Annotated in this window: 18 protein-coding genes and 1 pseudogene; 11 read left to right on the top strand and 8 right to left on the bottom strand. The window is 66.2% G+C overall.

Translation table 11 applies throughout. From position 1 onward, the window contains the following. The first annotated feature begins 211 nt into the window (after nt 1-211). Nucleotides 212-922, top strand: coding sequence for a ribonuclease activity regulator RraA (locus tag LPZ50_RS08150; protein ID WP_230659703.1), 711 nt, complete (start codon nt 212-214; stop codon nt 920-922). Nucleotides 923-966: 44 nt separating this feature from the next. Here LPZ50_RS08150 and LPZ50_RS08145 read toward each other — a convergent pair whose 3' ends face one another. Then, nucleotides 967-1,902 (bottom strand): dihydrodipicolinate synthase family protein, encoded by a 936-nt coding sequence (locus tag LPZ50_RS08145; RefSeq protein ID WP_230659700.1) that lies wholly within the window; start codon nt 1,900-1,902, stop codon nt 967-969. A 210-nt stretch (nt 1,903-2,112) separates the two neighbouring features. Between LPZ50_RS08145 and LPZ50_RS08140 the strand changes: the two genes are divergently transcribed. After that, nucleotides 2,113-3,471 carry an alanine/glycine:cation symporter family protein gene (locus LPZ50_RS08140; RefSeq protein ID WP_230659697.1) on the top strand — a complete coding sequence of 453 codons (1,359 nt, stop codon included), beginning with the start codon at nt 2,113-2,115 and terminating at the stop codon, nt 3,469-3,471. Nucleotides 3,472-3,666: 195 nt separating this feature from the next. Here LPZ50_RS08140 and LPZ50_RS08135 read toward each other — a convergent pair whose 3' ends face one another. The 3 genes from LPZ50_RS08135 to LPZ50_RS08125 are packed head-to-tail and all read right to left on the bottom strand — an operon-like array spanning nt 3,667 to nt 7,501. Continuing rightward, complete coding sequence (locus tag LPZ50_RS08135; RefSeq protein WP_230659694.1) at nt 3,667-4,989, bottom strand: c-type cytochrome; 1,323 nt, start codon at nt 4,987-4,989, stop codon at nt 3,667-3,669. Between the two features lie 10 nt (nt 4,990-4,999). Next, on the bottom strand, nt 5,000-6,775 hold the full coding sequence (locus LPZ50_RS08130; RefSeq protein WP_230659691.1) for a GMC family oxidoreductase: 1,776 nt from the start codon (nt 6,773-6,775) through the stop codon (nt 5,000-5,002). 3 nt (nt 6,776-6,778) lie between these two features. Next, nucleotides 6,779-7,501, bottom strand: coding sequence for a gluconate 2-dehydrogenase subunit 3 family protein (locus tag LPZ50_RS08125; RefSeq protein ID WP_230659688.1), 723 nt, complete (start codon nt 7,499-7,501; stop codon nt 6,779-6,781). 328 nt (nt 7,502-7,829) lie between these two features. Here LPZ50_RS08125 and LPZ50_RS08120 point away from each other — a divergent pair, with 328 nt between their 5' ends. The 5 genes from LPZ50_RS08120 to LPZ50_RS08100 all read left to right on the top strand — a co-directional run bounded on the left by LPZ50_RS08120 (nt 7,830) and on the right by LPZ50_RS08100 (nt 13,459). Continuing rightward, nucleotides 7,830-8,822, top strand: a complete 993-nt coding sequence (locus tag LPZ50_RS08120) for a Bug family tripartite tricarboxylate transporter substrate binding protein (protein WP_230659684.1) — start codon at nt 7,830-7,832, stop codon at nt 8,820-8,822. 8 nt (nt 8,823-8,830) lie between these two features. Next, on the top strand, nt 8,831-10,231 hold the full coding sequence (locus tag LPZ50_RS08115) for an amidase (protein WP_230659681.1): 1,401 nt from the start codon (nt 8,831-8,833) through the stop codon (nt 10,229-10,231). Between the two features lie 391 nt (nt 10,232-10,622). Further along, the gene (locus LPZ50_RS08110; RefSeq protein WP_230659678.1) at nt 10,623-11,423 is read left to right on the top strand and encodes an SDR family NAD(P)-dependent oxidoreductase; all 801 of its coding nucleotides are present in this window, start codon (nt 10,623-10,625) and stop codon (nt 11,421-11,423) included. A gap of 44 nt (nt 11,424-11,467) precedes the next feature. Then, a complete protein-coding gene (locus LPZ50_RS08105; RefSeq protein ID WP_230659675.1) occupies nt 11,468-12,469 on the top strand; it encodes a Bug family tripartite tricarboxylate transporter substrate binding protein in 1,002 nt (333 codons plus the stop codon). Next, on the top strand, nt 12,470-13,459 hold the full coding sequence (locus tag LPZ50_RS08100) for a quinone oxidoreductase family protein (protein ID WP_230659671.1): 990 nt from the start codon (nt 12,470-12,472) through the stop codon (nt 13,457-13,459). On the opposite strand, the gene LPZ50_RS08095 is transcribed toward LPZ50_RS08100, so the two are convergent. After that, nucleotides 13,440-14,474 carry a substrate-binding domain-containing protein gene (locus LPZ50_RS08095; RefSeq protein ID WP_230659668.1) on the bottom strand — a complete coding sequence of 345 codons (1,035 nt, stop codon included), beginning with the start codon at nt 14,472-14,474 and terminating at the stop codon, nt 13,440-13,442. The genes LPZ50_RS08100 and LPZ50_RS08095 overlap by 20 nt on opposite strands. A gap of 206 nt (nt 14,475-14,680) precedes the next feature. Here LPZ50_RS08095 and LPZ50_RS08090 point away from each other — a divergent pair, with 206 nt between their 5' ends. Genes LPZ50_RS08090 through LPZ50_RS08075 form a run of 4 tightly spaced genes read left to right on the top strand, consistent with a single transcriptional unit; the run spans nt 14,681 to nt 19,005 of the window. Beyond that, a complete protein-coding gene (locus LPZ50_RS08090) occupies nt 14,681-16,249 on the top strand; it encodes an AMP-binding protein (protein WP_230659665.1) in 1,569 nt (522 codons plus the stop codon). Nucleotides 16,250-16,271: 22 nt separating this feature from the next. Continuing rightward, a complete protein-coding gene (locus tag LPZ50_RS08085) occupies nt 16,272-17,081 on the top strand; it encodes an SDR family NAD(P)-dependent oxidoreductase (RefSeq protein ID WP_230659662.1) in 810 nt (269 codons plus the stop codon). A 16-nt stretch (nt 17,082-17,097) separates the two neighbouring features. After that, nucleotides 17,098-17,862 carry a citryl-CoA lyase gene (locus LPZ50_RS08080; protein ID WP_230659658.1) on the top strand — a complete coding sequence of 255 codons (765 nt, stop codon included), beginning with the start codon at nt 17,098-17,100 and terminating at the stop codon, nt 17,860-17,862. 33 nt (nt 17,863-17,895) lie between these two features. Further along, nucleotides 17,896-19,005 (top strand): DUF1615 domain-containing protein, encoded by a 1,110-nt coding sequence (locus LPZ50_RS08075; RefSeq protein ID WP_230659655.1) that lies wholly within the window; start codon nt 17,896-17,898, stop codon nt 19,003-19,005. A 15-nt stretch (nt 19,006-19,020) separates the two neighbouring features. Here the strand turns inward: LPZ50_RS08075 and LPZ50_RS08070 are convergent, their stop codons facing one another. The 3 genes and pseudogenes from LPZ50_RS08070 to LPZ50_RS08060 form a co-directional block, all read right to left on the bottom strand. After that, complete coding sequence (locus LPZ50_RS08070; protein ID WP_230659652.1) at nt 19,021-19,770, bottom strand: SDR family NAD(P)-dependent oxidoreductase; 750 nt, start codon at nt 19,768-19,770, stop codon at nt 19,021-19,023. A gap of 41 nt (nt 19,771-19,811) precedes the next feature. Further along, on the bottom strand, nt 19,812-20,729 hold the full coding sequence (locus tag LPZ50_RS08065) for an MBL fold metallo-hydrolase (RefSeq protein WP_230659649.1): 918 nt from the start codon (nt 20,727-20,729) through the stop codon (nt 19,812-19,814). A 38-nt stretch (nt 20,730-20,767) separates the two neighbouring features. Continuing rightward, a pseudogene (locus LPZ50_RS08060) lies at nt 20,768-20,860 on the bottom strand (alpha/beta hydrolase); the annotation flags it as partial.

Below are 20,860 nucleotides of genomic sequence, written 5' to 3'. Positions count from 1 at the left end.
CCACGGCCAGCGCGGCGGCCGCCAGGACCAGGCGCCGGCGCTGGGGCGCGGCTGCCTTCGAAGACAAAAACATCGGAAGCCGGGAAAAAGGGCGTTGCGGACAGCCGTGATTCTATATTAATGAAAATGAGTTGCGTTATCTTGTCGATAATGCCGAATCCGCCCGGACACCGCTAAGATCACCCTTGCCTTTCCTCTACCGGAGACCTCGATGACTTCCTCGCAGGACGCAGCCGCATTCCAGGCCCTGGCCGGCGTCACCACGGCCACACTGACCACCATTCTGCTCAAGAAAGGGTTGCGCAATGTATGGATACGCGGCGCCTTCCCCTTGGCGTCCGGCCAGCCGCGCCTGGTGGGCCGCGCCTTCACGGTGCGCTTCATTCCCGCCCGCGAAGACCTGGCCACGCCGGAATCCTGGAGCTCTCCCAAATCCACCCGCGCGGCCATCGAGCAGATGCCGGAAGGCTGCATCGCCGTGGTGGATGCCAACGGCGTGAAAGACGCGGGCTTCTGGGGCGATATTCTGTGCGCCCGCATGGCCAGGCGCGGCGTGGCGGCGCTGGTCAGCGATGGCGCGGTGCGCGACCTGGCCGGCGTGCTGTCCACCGGCCTGCCCATCTGGGCCGCGGGCGCGGCCGCCCCGCCTTCGGTGGCGGCGCTGACCTTCGTCGATTGGCAGCAGCCCATAGGCTGCGGCGGCGTGGCGGTGTTTCCCGATGACGTGATCGTGGCCGACCAGGATGGCGCGGTGGTCATTCCCGCGGCCTTGCTCGCCGAGGTGGCGGCCCTGGCCGTCGAGCAGGAACGCCTGGAAGGCTGGATCATGCAGGAAGTGGAGGGCGGCGCCTCGCTGCCGGGGCTGTATCCGCCCAACGCCGAGAACAAGGCGCGCTACGAAAACAGCAAGCAGGGCGGCTAGAGGCACACAACGGTGCCTGGCACCCTGACGGGAGCCAGACGCCCTTACTTCAATTGGCCCGCGCGCGGGTCATGGCGGGCCAGGCGCGCCAGCAGGTGGTCGACTTCCTGGCGGGCGGTGGGCGACATGGGGCCGGCTGGCTTGCGCTGCGCGGCCGAACTGAGAATGCCGCGCCGCATCAGCACATACTTGCGTACCGCCAGGCCCACGCCCGGCTGCTGTTCATAGCGCAGCAGGGGCAGGTGCGCATCGAACAGGTCGTGCGCTTCTTCGCGCTTGCCCTGGGCATTCAGGCGCACGATATCGCACAGCATGTCGGGAAAGCAGTAGCCCGTATTGGCGCCATCGGCGCCGCGTTCCATTTCGTAGTCCAGGAACAGGCCGTTGTTGCCGCACAAAATAGAGATATGGCGCATCTTGCCGTCTTTCTCGTAGCCGCGCAGCGTGGAGATCTTTTCCAGGCCGGGCCAGTCTTCGTGCTTGAGCATCACGCATGACGGCAGTTCGTCGACGATGCGCTTGATGACGCCGGGGCTCATCTGCACAGAGAACGTCAGCGGGTAGTCCTGCAGCACAAAGGGCACGTCCGCGCCGATGGCCTCGACGGCCTGCCGGTAGTAATTCACGATCTGGTCGTCGGTGCGCAGGGTATTGGGCGGCGCGATCATGACACCGGCCGCGCCGCGCTCCATGACCTCGTGCGTCAGCGCGCGCATGGCGGCGAACCCCGGGGCCGAAACGCCCACGATGACGGGAATGCCGCCAGACTTGCCGATGACCTGGCTGGCCACCGCCAGCGACTCGGCGTGTTCCAGCTTCTGGGCCTCGCCCAACTGGCCCAGCACGGTTACGCCAGTAGAGCCGCAACCCAGGTAGAAATCCATCATGCGGTCGATGGACGCGGTGTCGATGCTGCCGTCGTCGAAGAACGGGGTGGGGGCAATGGGGTAGACCCCTTTTGCATCAGCGGTCAGTGACATCAGGGTGCTCCAAGGCAGATGAATACCGGGAAGCGTTGCGGCGGCAACGCGATGAGGGATTATGACCCGAGTTATGCAGGCCAGCGTACAGCAATAATCGAAAATCGCGCGTTTTCGCCGGGCGCCTAGTCCTGTAGCATGTCATCCGGCACGCGCCGCGAGGGGGTGGGGCGGGTCCCGACGATCAATTCCAGTCAAGAGGAGATAAGCATGGAATTGCTGGACAAACTCGTTAACAGCGTGAACGGCGTGGTATGGGGGCCGTTGATGCTGGTGCTGATCCTGGGCACCGGGCTGTTCCTGATGCTGCGCCTGCGCTTCATGCCGCTGTCCAAGATCGCCGCCGGTTTCCGGCTGGCCTGGCGCAGCCGCAGCAAAGGCGACGAAAGCACGGGTGAAATCAGCCCCTTCCAGGCGCTGATGACCAGCCTGGCCGCCACGGTGGGCACAGGCAATATCGCGGGCGTGGCCACGGCCATCTTCCTGGGCGGCCCGGGGGCGCTGTTCTGGATGTGGGTCACGGCCCTGGTCGGCATGGCCACCAAGTACAGCGAAGTGCTGCTGGCCGTGCACTATCGCGAAAAAGATCCGCGCGGTGAATTCACCGGCGGCCCCATGTACGCCATCCGCAACGGCCTGGGCCCCAAATGGGCCTGGCTGGGCGTGCTGTTCGCGCTGTTCGGCGGGCTGGCGGGCTTCGGTATTGGCAACATGGTGCAGGTCAACAGCATGGCCGATGCGCTCAACGCGTCGTTCGGCCTGCCCGACTGGGTCACCGGCGTGGTCACCATGGTCCTGATCGGCCTGGTGGTGCTGGGCGGCATCCGGCGCATCGGCGCCGTGGCCGAGGCGCTGGTGCCGTTCATGTGCGTGGCCTACATCATTGCGGCGGTGATTTCCCTGGTGATCATGGCCGACGCCATCCCGGCCGCGCTGCAACTGATCTTCACGCATGCGTTCTCGCCGGTTGCCGCCACCGGCGGTTTCGCGGGCGCGGCCGTCATGGCGGCCATGCGCTACGGCGTGGCGCGCGGCATTTTCTCGAACGAAGCCGGGCTGGGCACCGCCGGTATCGTGCAGGCGGCCGGCACCAGCAACAGCCCTGTGCGCTCGGGCATGATCGGCATGATCGGCACCTTCATCGACACCATCGTCATCTGCACCATGACGGGCCTGGTGATCGTGTGCTCGGGCCTGTGGACCAGCGGCGACAGCGGCGCGGTGCTGTCGTCGGCGGCCTTCGACAAGGCCCTGCCGGGCATCGGCCATTACATCATTGCCCTGGCCCTGGCCATCTTCGCCTTCACCACCATCCTGGGCTGGAGCTACCTGAGCGAGCGCTGCTGGGAATTCCTGGTGGGCGTAAAGTCCATCCTGCCGTTCCGCATCGTGTGGGTCATTGCCGTGCCGTTCGGCGCCATTGCCCAGCTGGACTTTGCCTGGCTGCTGGCCGACACCCTGAACGGCCTGATGGCCGTGCCGAACCTGATCGCCCTGGTGCTGCTGTCGCCCGTGGTGGTCAAGCTGACGCGCGAACACTTCGCCGACAAGGCGAACCGGCTGGAATAACCGCCGGGCCGGGTGTTCATGAGGTCCACGGGTGTCTGGCTCCCGCCAGGGTGCCAGACACCGTTCTGCTGAGATTGGCGCGGCACACAACGGTGTCCGGCACCTGCGGAGCCAGACACCCAGCCATACTCCGTGACGTGTCCTTCTTCACCCTACCACTAGGTGCCTGGCTCCGGCGCGCAGCACGTACATTGCCTAGCGTTCAGGCTGCGGCGCGCCCCCCACGTCTTTGCGTACTTTCGCCACATCTGCCGCGGTGACGGCCCCGGCCTGGTTGCCCCAGCTGGACCGCACGAAGCTGACCACCGATGCCACTTCCTGATCCGTCAGGCGCCAGTCGAAGCCCGGCATCGCATACTGCGTGGGCGCGGCGGCCGTGCCCGGCAGTTGCGCGCCCTTCAGCACGATATGGATCAGCGAGGTCGCGTCCTGCGAGTTGACGGTGGAACTGGTGGCCAACTGCGGGAAGGTCTGCTCGTAGCCCTTGCCGGTGCTGCGGTGGCAGGCCGCGCAGTTGTTCAGGAACGTCATGGCGCCTTCGCTCTGGTCTTTGCCGGTGCGCAGCGCCTGGGCGGCGGTGTCGTCATAGGCCAGCGCCTGCGTGGCCGCTTCGTTCACTGGCGTCAGCGTCTTCAGGTAAGCCGCGATGGCGCTCAGGTCGGCGTCGGACAGGTGCTGCGTGCTGTCGGACACCACCTGCGACATGCCGCCGAAGGTGGCCGAATGCGCATTCACGCCGGTTTTCAGGAAGGCCACGATATCTTCCTTCGACCAACTGCCCAGGCCGTCGGCCATGTCGCCGCGCAGGTTCTTGGCCAGCCAGCCTTCTACCACGCCGCCCGACAGGAAAGCCGTGCCGTCGGCGTCGGTCAGCGCCTTTTCCTGCAAGGCGAAGCCGCGCGGCGTGTGGCAGCTGCTGCAATGGCCCAGCCCTTCCACCAGGTACTTGCCGCGCAGCACTTCGGCCTGGCCGGGGTCGGCGGCCTGGCTGGCGGGCGCGGGCGCCGAGGCATCGACCACGTCGGGCGCGAACATCCAGCGCCACATCCCCAGCGGCCAGCGCATAGATAGCGGCCAGATGATGTCGGTGTCCTTGTTGGGCTGGTTCACCGGTTCGACGCCGTGCATGAAGTACGCATACAGCGCCTTGATGTCGTCCGGCGATACCTTGGCGTACGACGTGAACGGCATGGCCGGGTACAGCGAATGGCCGTCTTTGGCCACGCCATGGCGCACCGCGCGATCGAAGTCCTCCAGCGTGTAGTTGCCGATGCCGGTGTCCTTGTCGGGCGTGATATTGGTGGAATAGATCATGCCCAGCGGCGAATCCAGGCCCAGCCCGCCGGCATAGGGCTTGCCGCCCGCCGCCGTGTGGCAGGCAATACAGTCGCCGGCCCGCGACAGGTACTCGCCCTGTTTGATCAGTTGGGCGTCCGGCTGGGCTGTGCCAGCGTCCGCGGCCCAGGCGGGGCTCGCCAGCGCGAACAGGGTGGCGGCGATGATGGTGTGTCGGATCATCTTTGCCTCCTCAAGCCTGGACCAGCGGGCCAGGGTTTTTCAGGTACTGCTCGCGTATGGCCTGCGCCGACCAGTACGCCAGCGCGCCCACCAGGCCGGTGGGGTTGTAGCCCATGTTCTGCGGGAAAGCGCAGGCCCCCATCACGAAAACATTGGGTACGTCCCAGCATTGCAGATACTTGTTCACCACGCTTTCCCCGGGGTTCGACCCCATGATGGCGCCGCCCGTGTTGTGCGTGCTCTGGTACACGCGGGTGTCGTAGTGCGAGCCCGGCTTGCGCACGTTCACGAAGTGTTTTTCCGGCTTCATGGCCTTGGCCACGTCTTCCATGCGCGAGCCCATGTACGCCAGCATCTTGAACTCGTTGTCGTGCCAGTCGAAGGTCATGCGCAGCAGGGGCTGGCCGTAGGCGTCCTTGTAGGTGGGGTCCAGCGACAGGTAGGTATCGCGGTAAGACATCACCGAGCCCGACATGCCGATGGCCATGTAGCGCTGGTAGGCGTCCTGTATGGCGCCTTTCCATTCGGTGCCCCAGGAAGGGGACCCCGGCGGCGTCGCGGCCTGCTTGATAGGACGGCCGCCAGTGCGCACGTGGCGTATGCTGGCCCCACCCAGGAAGCCCAGCGGGCCGTGGTCGAACTGGTCGCCGTTCAGGTCGTCCATGCTGACGCCGCCCGCGCCGGTGCCCATGAAGGGGTTCAGGTTGGTTCCCTTGGGCAGCAGCACATTGACGGAACCGTTCATCTGGTATGCGTAGTTCTTGCCCACCACGCCTTCGTTGGTCATGGGATCGTAGGGCTTGCCTATGCCCGACAACAGCAGCAGGCGCACGTTGTGCATCTGGTAGGCCGAAAGGATCACCAGGTCGGCGGGCTGCTCTATTTCGCGGCCATCCGCGTCGATGTAGGTAACGCCCACCGCCTTCTTGCCGGTGGAATCCAGATTCACCTTCAACACATGCGAATTGGTGCGCAATTCGAAGTTCGGCTTCTTCAGCAGCACCGGCAGAATGGTGGTTTGCGGCGAGGCCTTGGAATACATGTAGCAGCCGTAGTTTTCGCAGAAGCCGCAAAAATTACAGGGTCCCAGGCGCACGCCATACGGGTTGGTATAGGGGCCCGACGCGTTGGCGGCAGGCGCTGGGAAGGGGTTGAACCCGACTTCTTTCGCGGCCTTCTCGAACAGTTGCGCGCTGTAGGTGGTGGCCAGCGGCGGCAGCGGGTATTCCTTGCTGCGGAAACCTTCGTGGGGGTTGCCGCCTTCCACCACCTGGCCGTTCATATTGCCGGCCTTGCCAGACGTGCCGCACACATACTCGAACTTCGTGAAGCTGGCTTCAAGCTCATCGTAGGTGACGCCGAAGTCCTGGATGGTCATGCCTTCCGGGATGAAGTCCTTGCCGTAGCGCGTTTCGTAGCGGGTGCGCAGTTCCAGTTCTTCGGGAAGGATGCGGTAGTGCATGCCGTTCCAGTGAAAGCCCGCGCCGCCCACGCCGTTGCCCAGCAGGAACGAGCCGTTCTGCCGGTAGGGCACGGCCACGTCGTTCACGCCATGGCGGATGGTGACGGTTTCCTTGGAAAGATCCTGGAACAGCTTGCCGCGCACGGAATACGTCAGCTCGTCCAGCACCTTGGGGTAGGGCGCGTGCGTGGCGGTGTCCTGCATGCCGCCGCGTTCCAGCGCCAGCACGTGCAGGCCTTCCTCGGTCAGTTCCTGGCCCAGGATCGCGCCTGTCCAGCCGAACCCCACCAGCACCACATCGACTTTGTCTTTCTTGATGGCCATGGCTTACCCCCGCTCGCCCATGATCGACACGGGGCCGTAGGGGTACTTGGCGTTGGGCTGGTCGGTCCAGTCCATGAAGTCGCCGCGCGCACCGGGAAAGCCCACCATCTTCCAACCCACCATGCCCTTGTTGCCGCCGTGCATGGGGTCGGACAGAAAGCCTTCCTTGGTATTGGCCAGCAGGAAGCTGAAGAAGGTGGCCGACGGCACGGCCTCGAAATGCAGTTTGCCGCCCTGCATGTCTTTCAGCACCTGCACTTGCACGGCCTTGTCCAGTTCGGCATAGGTATTGCCGTGCTTTTCCTTGCACCACGCATCACAGGCCTGGATGCCATGGCGGTAGGCGTCGCGCGGCGTCAGGTCCAGCTGGTAGCCCAGTTCGGGAACCACATCGGAATGGAACGGGCCTTCCATGTACCAGAGTTTGCCGTGTCCGAATGGCGTTTCCATCTGGCGATCGATGAACTCGGGCACGCCGGCTTCAATGGCGCCGGGGCCGTACTGGTCGGAAGGAATCAGGTGCGCGACCGCGGCGTTGATGAAGGCCCACTCAACATCCGTGAAATAGGTGGGGGTGTAGGCCTGGGCCGGCTTGGCCGCGGTGCGCTCGGCCTCGTCGCTACAGGCCGTTTGCGTTACCGCGACGCCGCCCGCCAGCGTCGAGGCGGGCACCAGCGCCATGGCCTGCTGCAGGAATTTCCTGCGCGGCCGCGTGTCTTCTGTCATGTGACTCTCCGAGGTTGCTTCGTGCTGTCTCGCCCTATTGAGAACATGCATTCTGGAAACACGGACCACGAGTTTGAGACAGCGCCAACGATAAATAGCTGGCGTCTTCCATCAGGGAAGACCCGAACCATTATGCGCTTCTGTGAAAAACAGGTACGGATGCTTGAGTAAACAGGTCAGGATTCAGGATGTCTTCAACTGATCAGTACTAAAAACGCGCACGCGAGCGTTGGTGCCCGGTGTTTTCGGCCCGGGCGGCATGATGGCCGGCGTAATATCCCGATTGGGCGTGCGGTTGCGCGCCCAATTACATAATGGGGGATATTCCATGTTCAGCATCTCGACCATGCGCGCCCGTGTATTGGGCGCGGGCCTTGCATTCGCCGCGGCGGCCGCATCGGCGCAGGCCCAGTCACAGCCGCCCATTGCGGGCGTGCCCACGATTACCGTGGGGTTCGCGCCGGGCGGCGCGGCCGACACCACTGCGCGCATCTATGCCGAGGCCCTGCGCGCGCAGGGCTTCGACAAAGTGCTGGTGGACAACCGTCCCGGCGCCTCGGGGCGCATCGCGCTCAATGCGGTCAAGGCGGCCAAGCCCGACGGCCTGACCATGTACCTGGGCGGCTCGCCGCTGTTCACGATTTTTCCGCTTACCTACCAGAACCTGAACTACGACGCCGATAAAGACCTGCGGCCGGTCGCCGTGCTGGTCGAGATTCCCACCGCCGTGGTGGCGGGCGCCGGGGCGCCGTACGACAGCATGGCCGACTACGTGAAGTGGGCCAAGCAGCGCAATGCCCCCAGCACACTGGGCGTGGCATCGCTGGGCAGTTCGGGGCACCTGGGCGCGCTGGCGCTGAACAAAAGCCAGGGCCTGAAAATCGAACCCGTGGCCTACCGCGGCGCCGCGCCCATGCTGGTGGACGTGGCCAGCGGGCAGGTGTCCATCGGCTGGGATGCCGTGGCCAGCATGATGCCGCTGTACCAAAGCAAGAAGATCAAGTTCCTGGGCGTCAGCGGCACCAAGCGGCTGGAAGCCTTGCCCGACGTGCCCACCATCGATGAGCAAGGCTTTCCGGAGTACCGCGCGGCCACCAGCTGGTACGGCATTTTCGTGCCGGCGGAAACACCCGACAACGTGGTCGCGGCACTGGAGCAGGCCTTCCTGAAAGCCTCTGAAGATCCGGGTTTGAAAAAGCGCCTGCTGGACAGCGGCCTGGTGGTATCGCCCCTGCCCGCCAGCCAGGTTGCCGAGCGCATCATCGAAGAGCGCAAGCAATGGGAGCCCACCGTGGCGGCCTCGGGCATCAAGATGGACTGAGGACAACCATGGAAAACTCCATCCACACCCTGACGGCGGCCCAGCTGGCCGGCCTGATCCAGCAGAAAAAGCTGTCCCCCGTGGAAGTGGTGCAGTCGGCGCTGGAACGCGCCGGGCAACTGCAGCCCGAGCTGAACTGCTTCATTACCCTGTGCGGCGAACGCGCGCTGGATGAGGCGCGCCAGGCCGAGCAGGCCGTCATGGCAGGGCGGCCGCTGGGCCTGCTGCACGGCATTCCCTTTACCGTGAAAGATCTGGTGAACACGGCGGGCGTGCGCACCACCTTCGGCACGCTGGCCTACCAGGATAATGTGCCCGACCAGGATGCCGTCAGCGTGGCGCGGCTGCGTGCGGCGGGCGCCATTCTCATCGGCAAGACCACCACGCCCGAATTCGGCTGCCAGTCGCTGACCCGCAGCCCGCTGTTCGGCCAGACCCGCAACGCCTATAGCGCCGAACGTACCAGCGGCGGTTCCAGCGGCGGGGCGGCGGTGGCCACGGCCGCGCTGATCGCGCCGCTGGCCGTGGCCAGCGACGGCGGCGGCTCCACCCGCATCCCGGCCGCCTGCAATGGCGTGGTGGGCTTCAAGCAAAGTAACGGCGTCATTCCGCATAGCCAGGCGCTGGACGTGTTCGGCAACCAGACCTACGTCACGCCCACCACCCGCACGGTGGAAGACACCGGCCTGATGCTGCAGGTGATGGCGGGTGAAGACCCGGTAGACCCTTGGTCCATCGGCGTCATCAAGCCCGATTTCGTGGCCGCCGCCCGTCAGGGCGCTGGCCTGCGGGGCAAACGGGTGCTGTATTGCCTGGCCCCGCCGGGCCGCCCGGTGGCGGCCGACGTACAGCGGGCCTTCGAGGCGGGCCTGCAACGCATGCAGGCACAGGGTGCCGAGCTTGAGGCCTTCGATGGCGAAGGTTTCAACATCGAGCCCATCTGGCGCGCCGTGAACCACACCGTGTGGCGCACCCGTTTCGTGGACATGGTGGCGGCCAGGCCGGAACTGTTCAGCGACACTTTCCGGCGCCAGGTGGAATCGGCGGCATCGTTCAGCAGCGTGGATTACCAGCGCGCCATGTTCGACCGCTCGGCGCTGTTCCATAAAGTGCAAGGCATGCTGCGGCGTGCCGATTTCCTGGCCATGCCCACCCTGACGCGCACCGCGCTGCCCATCGACCAGGACCTGTTCCAGCCTATAGAAATCGACGGCCGGCGGTTCGACGACCTGCGCGCGCACTGGTATCCGTGGACGATGGCGTTCAACATGACCGGCCATCCGGCGGTCAGCCTGCCCTGCGGCATGGGGGACGACGGCCTGCCCATCGGGCTGCAACTGGTGGGCGGGTTCCGGCAGGACGCCGAGCTGCTGCGCGCATCGGCGGCGTTTGAGATGACCGCGGGCTGACCGCGGGCGGGGCCGCCGGCCCGGCCTCTGCGCGCCGCAAGTGCGTTGCGGCGCGCGTTCCCGCTTGCCGGTCGAGACCGCCGTGCAGGCGGGCCTGCTTCTTTCCCCCTCTGTTCTTCGTTGAACGTGCCTCGTGCCCGTGTTCAGACAGGCCGCCGCGCTGCGCACGCCTTATTGATGAACCGTTTCATTGTGTGTTAGAGTTGCCGAAATTCAAGAAACAGCGTACGAAAATCCATATTTTCGGCGCAATAAGGAGACGGCAGGGCCATGTCGAGCATATTCGATGAATCGGTTCAATGTTTGGCGGCGCAGGCAATGGACTCACCCGTCGTGTCCGTGGCCATGCCTTGGCCGTGCCGCCAAACCGATACGGGCCAGGAGCCTATCCATGAATGAAACATCGACTTCTTCGCCTTGCCTGGCGGGTCGCCGCATCCTGGTGGTGGGCGCGGGCAGGCCGCCGGGCGGGCGCCAGCCGGCGGCCAACGGCAATGCCACCTGCGTGGCGCTGGTACGCGCTGGCGCTCGCGTAGCCTGCGCCGACCGTGACCTTGATGCGGCGCGGCGCACGGCGGATGACATCGCCCAGGCTGGCGGCCGTGCCACGGCGCTGCGGGCGGATGTCTCGGACGTGGCGCAGATCCCTGGCCTGCTGGAACAGGCGGTTGCCGATATGGACGGCCTGGACGGCTTGGTGCTGAACGTGGGCATCAGCCATCGCACGCCGCTGGCCGGACTGGACGCGGACGGCTGGGATGCGGTCATCAATGTGAACACGCGCGCGCATGTGTTCTGCGCCCAGCATGCCCTGCCGCGCATGGCGCCGGGCGGTTCCATCGTGTTCGTGTCATCCACCGCCGCGCGCCGGCCCGGCGGCCGCAACCCCGCCTACGAGGCCTCGAAAGCGGCGCTGGGCGCTGTATGCCGCGCGGTGGCGCTGGAAGGCCAGCCGGCCGGCATACGCGCCAATGTCGTCATGCTGGGGCTGATCGACACGCCCATGGGCCGCGCCGCGACCCAGGCGCGGCCCGACCGGCTGAAGCAGCCCATGCCGTTCGGCCGGCAGGGCACGGCCGAAGAAGCGGCGGCCGCCATCCGTTTCCTGCTATCCGACGAAGCCAGCTATATCAACGGCATCGAGCTACCCGTGGATGGCGGCATGTCCGCGGGTATCGTCCTGCGCCAATAAAGCGGCGGTGCCGCAACGTATTACAACGACACAAGGAGACCATCATGATTCCTCGATTTCCCGCGGGCCTGGCGCTGCGCGGCATGAAGTGCCTGCTGGCGCTGGCCGCGGCCCTGGCAGCGGGTTTGCCGGCCATGGCGGCCGCGGCATACCCGGATCGGCCCATCCGCTATGTCATTCCGTTCCCGCCGGGCGGCTCCACGGACACGACGGGCCGCATCCTGGCCGAAGAAATGGCGAAGATCCTGGGCCAGCCGGTGGTCGTCGAGAACCGCGGGGGAGCGGGCGGGAACATCGGCGCCGCCCATGTCGCCGGCGCGCCGGCCGATGGCTATACGCTCTTGCAGGGCACGATAGGCACGCATGGCATCAATCCCACCCTGTACGCCAACCTGCCGTTCGATGCGCGCCGCGATTTCGTACCCATCGCGCGGATGACGGCCGGCACCAACGTGCTGGTGATCAATCCGGCCGTACCCGCGAAAACCGTGCAGGAACTGATTGCCTACGCGAAGCAGAACCCCGGCAAGCTGATGATGGGCTCATCGGGGGCGGGCAGCAGCATTCACATGTCGGGGGAATTATTCCAGGTGCTGACCGGCACGCGCTTTACGCACGTTCCCTACCGTGGCGGCGGGCCCGCCATGAACGACCTGCTGGCGGGGCATATCCAGCTGATGTTCGATAATCTGAACGTCTCGCTGCCGCACATCCAGGCCGGCAAACTGCGGGCCCTGGGTGTGAGCAGTCCCACTCGCGCCGCGGTGCTGCCCGATGTGCCCACTCTGATGGAGGCGGGTGTTCCCGGCTATGAGGTCATCAGCTGGAGCGGCATATTCGCCCCCGCCGGCACGCCGCCCGATGTCGTGGAAAAGCTCAACGCCACCATCAACCAGGCGCTCAGCAGCGAGTCGGTGCGCGCCCGCTTCGACGAGGCCGGGATCCAGATCGACTTGATGGGCGTGGACGAGTTCAAGACGTTCGTCGACAGCGAGATCGACCGTTGGGGCGATATCGTCAAGAAGTCCGGCGCCAAGGCGCAATAGATGACGTCGACGATGCGCGCCATCGTGCTGGGCCCGGAGGGCCCGGCCCTGGCCCGCGCGCCGGTGCCCCAGGTGGACGGCGCCCGGGTCCGGGTTCGGGTCCAGGCCTGCGCGCTGAACCGGGCCGACCTGTACATGGCCGAAGGCCGGCGCCATGGCGATGCCGGTGGGCCGGGTGCGGTCCTGGGGCTGGAGTGGGCCGGCGTGGTGGACGCCGTGGGCCCGGATGTTCCGGCACATATTCGCGTGGGGCAGCCCGTCATGGGATCCGGCCGGGGAGCCTTTGCCGACTATGCGGTGGCCGACTGGGGGCGGGTGCTGCCCTTGCCGCCGGGCATTGGCGATCCGGCAGCCGCGGCTGCCCTGCCGATTGCCTTGCAGACCATGCACGATGCGCTGGTCACTCAAGGCCGCCTGCAAGCGGGGCAGTCCGTGCTGATCCACGGTGCATCGACGGCGGTGGGCCTGATGGCGTTGCAGATCGCGCGGTACCTGAAGGCGGGCTGGGTGGGCGGCAGCTCAACCAGCCAGGCCAAGCGCCAGCGCTTGCGTGAACTGGGCATCGACCTGGCGGTGGACCCGGTGGCGCCGGACTGGGTGCAACAGGTCTTGGATGCCACCGGCGGGCGGGGGGCGGACGTGGTGGCGGACATGCTGGCGGGGCCCATTTTCAATGCCACCCTGGCCGCCACGGCGATCGAGGGGCGCATTGTGAATGTGGGCCGGTTAGCGGGACGCACGGCCGGTTTCGACTTCGACCTGCATGCCTTGCGCCGCGTGCATTACAGCGGAGTGACGTTTCGCACGCGCACGCCCGAACAGGTCAGGCTGATCACCGCGCGCATGCTGCGCGACCTGGGCCCCGCCTTGCATGCCGGGCAGTTGCGGCTGCCGCTGGACCGAGGCTTTGCCCTGGAAGAGGGCGCGCAGGCGCTGGCCTACATGCAGGCCAACCGGCATTTCGGCAAGATCATCTTGCGCGTCGCTTGACGGGGCCGCAAGACCGGCGTTCGATCAGGGCGTAGGGAAACGTGTTGCTGCGTGGGGTAGGCGGCGTTTCGCCGCTGCGTGCGTGGATGCGTTCGAGCAGCATGGCCGACGCGCAGTCGGCCACGGATTCGACCGGCGTGCGCAGCACGGTAAGGGGAGGGTCGTAATTCTCGGCGAAGTCGGTATCGCCGATGCCGATCACCGATATGTCGTCGGGCACGCGCTTGCCTGTCATGGAAATGGCGCGCAGGGTGCTGCTGAGGGTTTGCGTGCCCTGCGCGATGATGGCCGTGGGGGCATCGGGCCTTCCCAGCATGTCGGTGACGGCGTCGTAGGCCGAGCTGGTGGGGGTGGGGCCCTGGATCAGCAGGTCGGGCACGGCCAGGCCGGCGGCCTTGAACGCGGCTTTGTAGCCTTCGATGCGCCGGCGCACGGCGCGGCTCTTGGCCTGCCACAGTACCAGGGCGATACGGGTATGGCCCAGCGCCATCAAGTGGCTGACCGCCATCTTGATGCCCTTGACGTGGTCGTACAGCACGGTGTCGGCCTCGACATCCATGTCGCGGTCATAGATCACGACAGGCATGGTCAGGTGCTGCACCGCTTCCAGCACGCCCGGGTTGCGCTCGTTGCCGGGCGCGATGATCACGCCATCCATGCCACGCAGCTGGAAAGTGTTCAGGATGCTGATCTCGCGCTCGGCGTCGTTCAACCCGTTGGCCAGCAGAAGCATATAGCCGGCGCTGAAAAAACGCGCCTCGAGCGCGCGGAAGGCGCGCGCGTACAGCGGGTTGGTGACGTCGGAAAACATGCAGCCGATTGTCTTGCTGCTGCGTGAGCGCAATGCCTGCGCCGCGTGATTGGGGCGGTAGCGCAGCGCCGCGATGGCGCGTTCGACCTTGGCGCGGACTTCTGGCGTGACATTGGCGGCGCCGTTGATCACGCGCGAGGCGCTGCCCACGGAAGTGCCCGCCAGCGCGGCGACATCCCGGATGCTGATCTGCTTTGGTCGCATGAGGGTCCCTTTTCCAGGCGCGAGTATAACCCGCCTCCTTCCGTGGCCCCGCTCGCCGCGGTGCTCTTTCCGGTTCGATGCCTGGCCTAATTGATGAAACGATTCATTTAAAGATATACTCGCTGAAAAATGATTAATCGAAAATCCGGTGAAACGTTGCCTAGATGTTTCGGCAAGACGCCGCCGGTACGCAATCAGGGATGGAAATGACTACACACCGCGCCCATATCGGCGGCACCATAGGCGACATGATCATCCAGGCGATCGCCCGCTACCCGGACCGCACCGCCTTCATCGATGAGCAGTCGCAGCTGAGCTATCGCCAGCTGGGCCGGCGCATCGGCCAGGCCATGGCGGCCTTCACGGCGCTGGGGCTGAAGCGGGGAGACGGCGTTGCCCAGTTGTCGGGCAACCGCAGCGATGTGTTCGTGGTGATGGCGGCGGCTTACTTGATGGGCCTGCGCTCGGTCACACTGCACGGCATGGGCGGGCTGGAAGATCATGCCTACATCATCGGCGACGCGGATGCCTGCCTGTTCATTGCCGACGGGGGCTACCAGACCCGCCTGGACGCGTTGCGCGAACACTGTCCGGCGGTGCGGCACTGGTATTCGCACGACGGCAATGTGCCAGGGCAGGCATCGTTCTGGGAATACGCCACGACATTCGAGCCGGCGCCGCTGCGCGTATCGGCCGAACCCGGCGACGTGATCCGCCTGGCCTACACCGGCGGCACCACCGGCAAGCCGAAAGGCGTCATGCTGACCAACCGTTCGATGTGGATGCAGGCGCTGCTGCTGCTGGCGGCGCGGCAACTGCCCGCCGAACTGCGGCTGCTGTGCCCCACGCCGATTTCGCACGGCGCCGGCGCGATGCTGGTGCCCACCTTGTGGCGCGGTGGCACTGTCATCTTGCAGCGCGGCTTCGATCCCGAGCGATATATCGCGGCGCTGCAGGCGCACCGGGCCAGTTTCAGCTTCCTGGTGCCCACCATGATCTACGCGATCCTGGATCATCCGAATTGCAGGACGGCCGATTTTTCATCGCTGCGCCTGTTGTCGTATGGTGCATCGCCCATGGCGCCGGCGCGCATCCAAGAGGCCATGCGAGTCTTCGGGCCGGTGCTGGTGCAAAGCTACGGCCAGACCGAAAGCCCCAGCAACATCCTTTTCCTGTCGCAGGAAGACCATGCGCGCACCGACGTCGACACGCTGGGCGCGGCCGGTATGCCATACCCGGGCGTCACCGTGGAACTGCTGGACGGCCAGGACAACCCAGTCGAGCCGGGCCAGGTCGGCGAACTGTGCGTGCGCAGCCCGCTGGTCATGGACGGCTATTGGAAGCAGCCGGAACTGACCGCCGAGGTGCTGCGCAATGGCTGGCTGCACACCGGCGACATGGCGTACCGCGACCCCCACGGCTACTACTTCCTGGTCGACCGCAAGAAAGACATGATCATCTCGGGCGGCTTCAATGTGTACCCGAAAGAAGTCGAGAACATCCTGGCGGCGCAGCCTGCCGTGGCGGCGGCGGCAGTGATAGGCGTGCCCGACGACAAATGGGGCGAGGCGGTCAAGGCGGTGGTGGTGCTGCGTGCCGGCGCCACGGCAACCGAAGAAGAACTGAAGGCCCTGGTGCGCACCGCCAAGGGGCCGGTGAATACGCCCAAGTCCATCGACTTTGTCGAGGCGCTGCCGTTGACCACGCTGGGCAAGCCCGACAAGAACCAGTTGCGTGCCCGCTACTGGGGCGATCGCGCACGCAAGATCAATTGAATCAAGAACGAAGAGGCAGACAATGAGCGAAACATTCGAGCCCGCCGGCCGGTCGCTGGCCGGCCGCGTGGCCATCGTGACGGGAGCCGGCTCGCGCGGCGACGGAATCGGCAACGGCCGTGCGGCGGCGATCCTGTTGGCGCGTGACGGGGCGAAGGTGGCGTTGATCGACGCCGTGCAGGAATGGGCCGAGGCCACCCGCCGCATGATCGAAGACGAGGGCGGCGAGGCGCTGGTGCTGCCCTGCGACGTCAGCCAGGACGCGGAATGCGCGCAGGCCGTGGCGCAAGTCCGGCAGCGCTGGGGCCGGGTGGACATCCTGGTGAACAACGTGGGGGTGGGCGGGCCGGCCGGCAGCGCCGTCGACCTCGACCTGCAAGAGTGGGACCGCGCCCTGCGCATCAATGTGACGTCGATGATGCTGATGGCGCGCCACTGCATTCCCGCGATGCGAGACCAGGGCCGCGGCGCCATCGTGAACATCGCGTCGGTGGCGGGGCTGATCGGCGGCCACCCCAGCCTGCTGTATCCGACCTCGAAGGGCGCCGTGGTCAATATGACCCGCGCCATGGCGGCTCATCACGGCGAGGAAGGCATCCGGGTGAATTGCGTGGCGCCCGGCATGGTGTACACGCCCATGGTATATGCCCGCGGCATGTCGGACGAGAAGCGCGAGATCCGCCGCAAGCGCTCGCTGCTGCGTACCGAGGGCAGCGGCTGGGACGTGGGGCACGCCATCCGCTACCTGGCCAGCGACGAAGCGCGCTGGGTCACGGGCGTGGTGTTCCCGGTGGATGCGGGCACCACCGCCGGCCGCCATTCATATCAATAAAACCAAGGAGAATCTAATGTTCAAGAGCAGCATCGGCGGCGGCGACGCCGACCACATCACCATCCGCGGCTACGACCTGGTCGATGACCTGATCGACCAGCGCGATTTCGTTGATGTTCTGTGCCTGACGGTGCTGGGGCATTTTCCCGACGCGAACCAGCGCCGCATGATCAACATGTTCCTGGTCACGGCGGCCGATCATGGCCTGACTCCCAGCGCGCTGGCTACGCGCCTGACGCTGCATGGGGCCCCGGAGTCCATGCAGGGCGCGGTGGCCGCCGGCATCCTGGGGGCGGGCAGCCGCTACCTGGGTGTCGTGGAGTACGCGGCGCGCTTCCTGCAGCAGGCCGTTGCCGATTTTGGCGGTTCGGAAGACGATGCCGCCGCGCTGCAGGCCCATGCCGAACAGGTCGTGGCCCGCGAACGCGAAGCGCGGCGGCGCATTCCCGGCATCGGGCATCCCATCCATGTCGATGGCGACCCGCGCTGCGACAAGATATTGGCGGTGGCGGCCGATTGCGGCTACCGCGGCAGGCATTGCCGCCATGCCCTGGCGCTGGCGGCCGCCGCCAGCCAGGTATTCGGCCGGCCGGTGCCGCTGAATGCCACCGGGGCCAAGGCCGCCGTGCTGCTCGACATGGGTCTCAGCCCCGAGTTCGGCAAGGGCATGACCCTGATAGGCCGCGTGGCGGGGCTTATCGCCCATATCATCGAAGAGCGCGAACAGCCGATTTCACAGCAGGTATGGGACATGGCCAGCGGCAACGCTGGGGGCCGCTGAAACACGCGCGCGGTTCGCGGGTAGAATCCCCGCATGCTTCGTTCCTTCCCCGCCCGCCTGCCGCCGCGCCTTGCCCGTTGGGCGGGCGCGGCGCTGTTGATGCTGCTGGCGGGCTGCGCCACCCAGGTTCCCGAAGAACCGGTACGCAGCGCCGGCGCGATCCGCGCCGACGTCCAACGGCTGCTGCCGCAGCAAGTGTCCGACCGCGAGGGCTGGGCGCGCGATATTGCCGTGGCCTTCACCGCGCAGGGCCTGGATTCCAGCCAGAATTACCTGTGCGGCGTGCTGGCCGTTACCGAGCAGGAATCGACCTTCCGCGCCGACCCGCCCGTGCCCGGCCTGCCCGCCATCGCGCGGCGCGAGATCGAACACCGCACGCGGGCGGTGCATGTGCCCGCCTTCCTGGTCAACGCCGCGCTGGATGTGAAATCGCCCACCGGCAAAACTTATAACCAGCGGCTGGACGCGGTACGCACCGAGAAACAGCTGAGCGAAATCTTCGAAGACTTCATCGGCATGGTGCCCATGGGGCGGCAGTTGTTCAGCGGCCTGAACCCGGTGCGCACCGGCGGGCCCATGCAGGTCAGTATCGTCTTCGCGCAGTCGCACGCACAGGATTATCCATACGCCGTAGACGGCTCGATCCGCCGCGAAGTATTCACGCGGCGCGGCGGCATGTACTTCGGCATTGCGCATTTGCTGGGTTACCCGGCCAGCTACGATTCGGTGCTGTACCGCTTTGCCGATTTCAATGCCGGCTGGTACGCCAGCCGCAACGCCGCCTTCCAGGCCGCCGTCAGCCGTCTGTCGGGCATCAAGTTGGCGCTGGATGGCGACCTGCTGATCCGCGGCGCCATCGATCCCAGCCAGACCGAGCGCGCCGTGCGCGCCATCCGCCGCCAGTTGGACGTCAACGAGGCCCGCATCCGGTCGTACCTGGAAAAAGGCGATAGCCTGGAATTCGAAGACACCCGCCTGTACAAGCGGGTGTTCGAACTGGCGGACCAGGATGCCGGCAAGCGCCTGCCGCGCGCGGTGCTACCGGGCATCAAGCTGGAAAGCCCCAAGATCACCCGCAACCTGACCACGGCCTGGTTCGCCAACCGGGTGAACGACCGCTGGAAGCGTTGCATGGCTCGCTAGGGCCGTGTTGCCCGCTCAGCCGAGCGCGATGCCCCCGTCCACCCGCAGGTCTACCCCGGTAATGAAGCTGCTGTCGTCCGAAGCCAGGAACAACGCGGCGCGGGCCAGTTCATCCGGCTGTCCCAGCCGCCCCAGCGGAATGGCCGCGGCCATGCCTTGGTCGAACGCGGGCCTGTCGCTGTCGGCCACGCCCAGCTTGCCCAGGATGGGGGTGTCGGTGGGGCCGGGGCTCAGAACATTGACGCGGATTCTCCGGGCCTTGAATTCCAGCGCCCAGGCCCGCGCGAAGGCATTGACGGCGGCCTTCGAGGCGGCATACACCGCGTGGTTCTCCAGCACCTTCGTGCTGGCGATCGAGCCTGTCAGGATGATGGAAGCGCCGTCGCGCATCAGCGGCAAGGCCTTCGTCACGCCGAAAAACACGGCGCGCGTGTTGGTGCCGAACTGGGTGTCATAGCTGTCGACACTGACCGCCGCCGAGGGCTCGATATGGTTCATGCCCGCATTGGCCATGTAGATATCGATGGCGCCGAAGCGCTCGCGCACTTTGGCCACCAGGCGGTCGTGGGTCGACAGTTCGCCCACGTCGCCCACCACGCCGAAAGCCGCGGTGCCCAGCTGCGCCACCGCGTCGTCCACGGCCTGCCGGCGCCGGCCCAGAATCGCGACACGCGCGCCTTCCGCCACGAAGGCCCGGGCGGCTGCAAGCCCGATGCCGCTGTTGCCGCCGGTGACGACCGCGGTCTTTCCAGAAAGTCTGCTCATGGTTGTTCCTTCGTTGGCGTGAATCGTGGCGGGCGCGGCGATCAGTAATCCCAGATCACCGGAACCCAGCGGAAGGCGTCGCCGTCCACCGCCACATGACCCACGGACGGGAACGGCAGGTGGGCGGCCACCAGCAGCCCTCGGTTCTGCGCCAGTTCCTGGAACAGGCCGATACGCACCCGGGCCGATTCCTCGGGGTCGTGCTCGAAGCCGTTGTGCCATTCGGGATGGTCGAAGCCCACCGGGAACATGGCGTCGCCGGCAAAGGTCAACCGTTCACCACCCGAGATCAGGTCCACCACGCTGTGGCCCGGGGTATGGCCGCCCGTCATGCGCACGATCACGCCCGGCGCCACTTCATGCCTGTCCTGGAAGACGCGCAACTGGTCGCGGTACACGTTGTAGAAGCTGGTGGCGGTCGAGCGCAGCACATTGGGCACCGGCTTGGGCATCACCGTCTGCGTGAAGTCGGGGGCGGTCCAGAACTCGACTTCCGTCGCGCATACATGGATGCGCACGTCCGGGCGCAGCCGTTCCTTCACGCCGGGCACCAGCAGCCCGCCCACGTGGTCCATGTGCATGTGGGTGATGATCACATCGGTGATGGATTCCAGCGGAATGCCGGCGGCTTCCAGCCGCTGCGGAAGCTGGCCGGCGCGCGGAAAGCCCGCGAACTGGCCGCCCAGGCCCGCGTCGATAAGAATGGTCTGGCCGGCGCTGCGGGCCACCATCACGTTCAGCGGCCAGTCGTACGCATCCGGCGGCATGAACATGTAGTCCAGCCAGTTGGCCAGGTCGGCCGGGTCGGCGTTGGTGGCCATCGTGGCGGTGGGCAGCGGCAGCACGCCGTCGCTGATCACCAGCGCGTCGATATCGCCGATCTGTACGGCGTAGCGGGACGGAACCAGGTCATGGGGGGCCTGGGGCAGGGGCTGTGTAACAGGTTCTACGGCAAGCATGGCGAAATCTCCTGATGGGTGGGTTGGATGCCTAGGGCCTAGCCGCGGATGAACGCGAGCAGGTCGGCGTTGATGCGGTCTTGCAGGGTGGCGGTCAGGCCGTGCGGCGCGCCGGGGTAGTAGATTTCCTG

The organism is Bordetella petrii (assembly GCF_020991325.1).
Taxonomy (GTDB): domain Bacteria; phylum Pseudomonadota; class Gammaproteobacteria; order Burkholderiales; family Burkholderiaceae_B; genus Bordetella_A; species Bordetella_A petrii_E.
This window is presented reverse-complemented; position numbering and strand designations above follow the sequence as displayed.

Bases quoted from the DNA above. Each gene is read 5' to 3' on its own strand.
- LPZ50_RS08085 (WP_230659662.1), top strand. From the start codon at position 16,272: ATGAGCGAAACATTCGAGCCCGCCGGCCGGTCGCTGGCCGGCCGCGTG.
- LPZ50_RS08075 (WP_230659655.1), top strand. From the start codon at position 17,896: ATGCTTCGTTCCTTCCCCGCCCGCCTGCCGCCGCGCCTTGCCCGTTGG.
- LPZ50_RS08070 (WP_230659652.1), bottom strand. From the start codon at position 19,770: ATGAGCAGACTTTCTGGAAAGACCGCGGTCGTCACCGGCGGCAACAGC.
- LPZ50_RS08145 (WP_230659700.1), bottom strand. From the start codon at position 1,902: ATGTCACTGACCGCTGATGCAAAAGGGGTCTACCCCATTGCCCCCACC.
- LPZ50_RS08140 (WP_230659697.1), top strand. From the start codon at position 2,113: ATGGAATTGCTGGACAAACTCGTTAACAGCGTGAACGGCGTGGTATGG.
- LPZ50_RS08125 (WP_230659688.1), bottom strand. From the start codon at position 7,501: ATGACAGAAGACACGCGGCCGCGCAGGAAATTCCTGCAGCAGGCCATG.
- LPZ50_RS08115 (WP_230659681.1), top strand. From the start codon at position 8,831: ATGGAAAACTCCATCCACACCCTGACGGCGGCCCAGCTGGCCGGCCTG.
- LPZ50_RS08135 (WP_230659694.1), bottom strand. From the start codon at position 4,989: ATGATCCGACACACCATCATCGCCGCCACCCTGTTCGCGCTGGCGAGC.
- LPZ50_RS08120 (WP_230659684.1), top strand. From the start codon at position 7,830: ATGTTCAGCATCTCGACCATGCGCGCCCGTGTATTGGGCGCGGGCCTT.
- LPZ50_RS08080 (WP_230659658.1), top strand. From the start codon at position 17,098: ATGTTCAAGAGCAGCATCGGCGGCGGCGACGCCGACCACATCACCATC.
- LPZ50_RS08105 (WP_230659675.1), top strand. From the start codon at position 11,468: ATGATTCCTCGATTTCCCGCGGGCCTGGCGCTGCGCGGCATGAAGTGC.
- LPZ50_RS08150 (WP_230659703.1), top strand. From the start codon at position 212: ATGACTTCCTCGCAGGACGCAGCCGCATTCCAGGCCCTGGCCGGCGTC.
- LPZ50_RS08130 (WP_230659691.1), bottom strand. From the start codon at position 6,775: ATGGCCATCAAGAAAGACAAAGTCGATGTGGTGCTGGTGGGGTTCGGC.
- LPZ50_RS08100 (WP_230659671.1), top strand. From the start codon at position 12,470: ATGACGTCGACGATGCGCGCCATCGTGCTGGGCCCGGAGGGCCCGGCC.
- LPZ50_RS08090 (WP_230659665.1), top strand. From the start codon at position 14,681: ATGACTACACACCGCGCCCATATCGGCGGCACCATAGGCGACATGATC.
- LPZ50_RS08110 (WP_230659678.1), top strand. From the start codon at position 10,623: ATGAATGAAACATCGACTTCTTCGCCTTGCCTGGCGGGTCGCCGCATC.
- LPZ50_RS08065 (WP_230659649.1), bottom strand. From the start codon at position 20,729: ATGCTTGCCGTAGAACCTGTTACACAGCCCCTGCCCCAGGCCCCCCAT.
- LPZ50_RS08095 (WP_230659668.1), bottom strand. From the start codon at position 14,474: ATGCGACCAAAGCAGATCAGCATCCGGGATGTCGCCGCGCTGGCGGGC.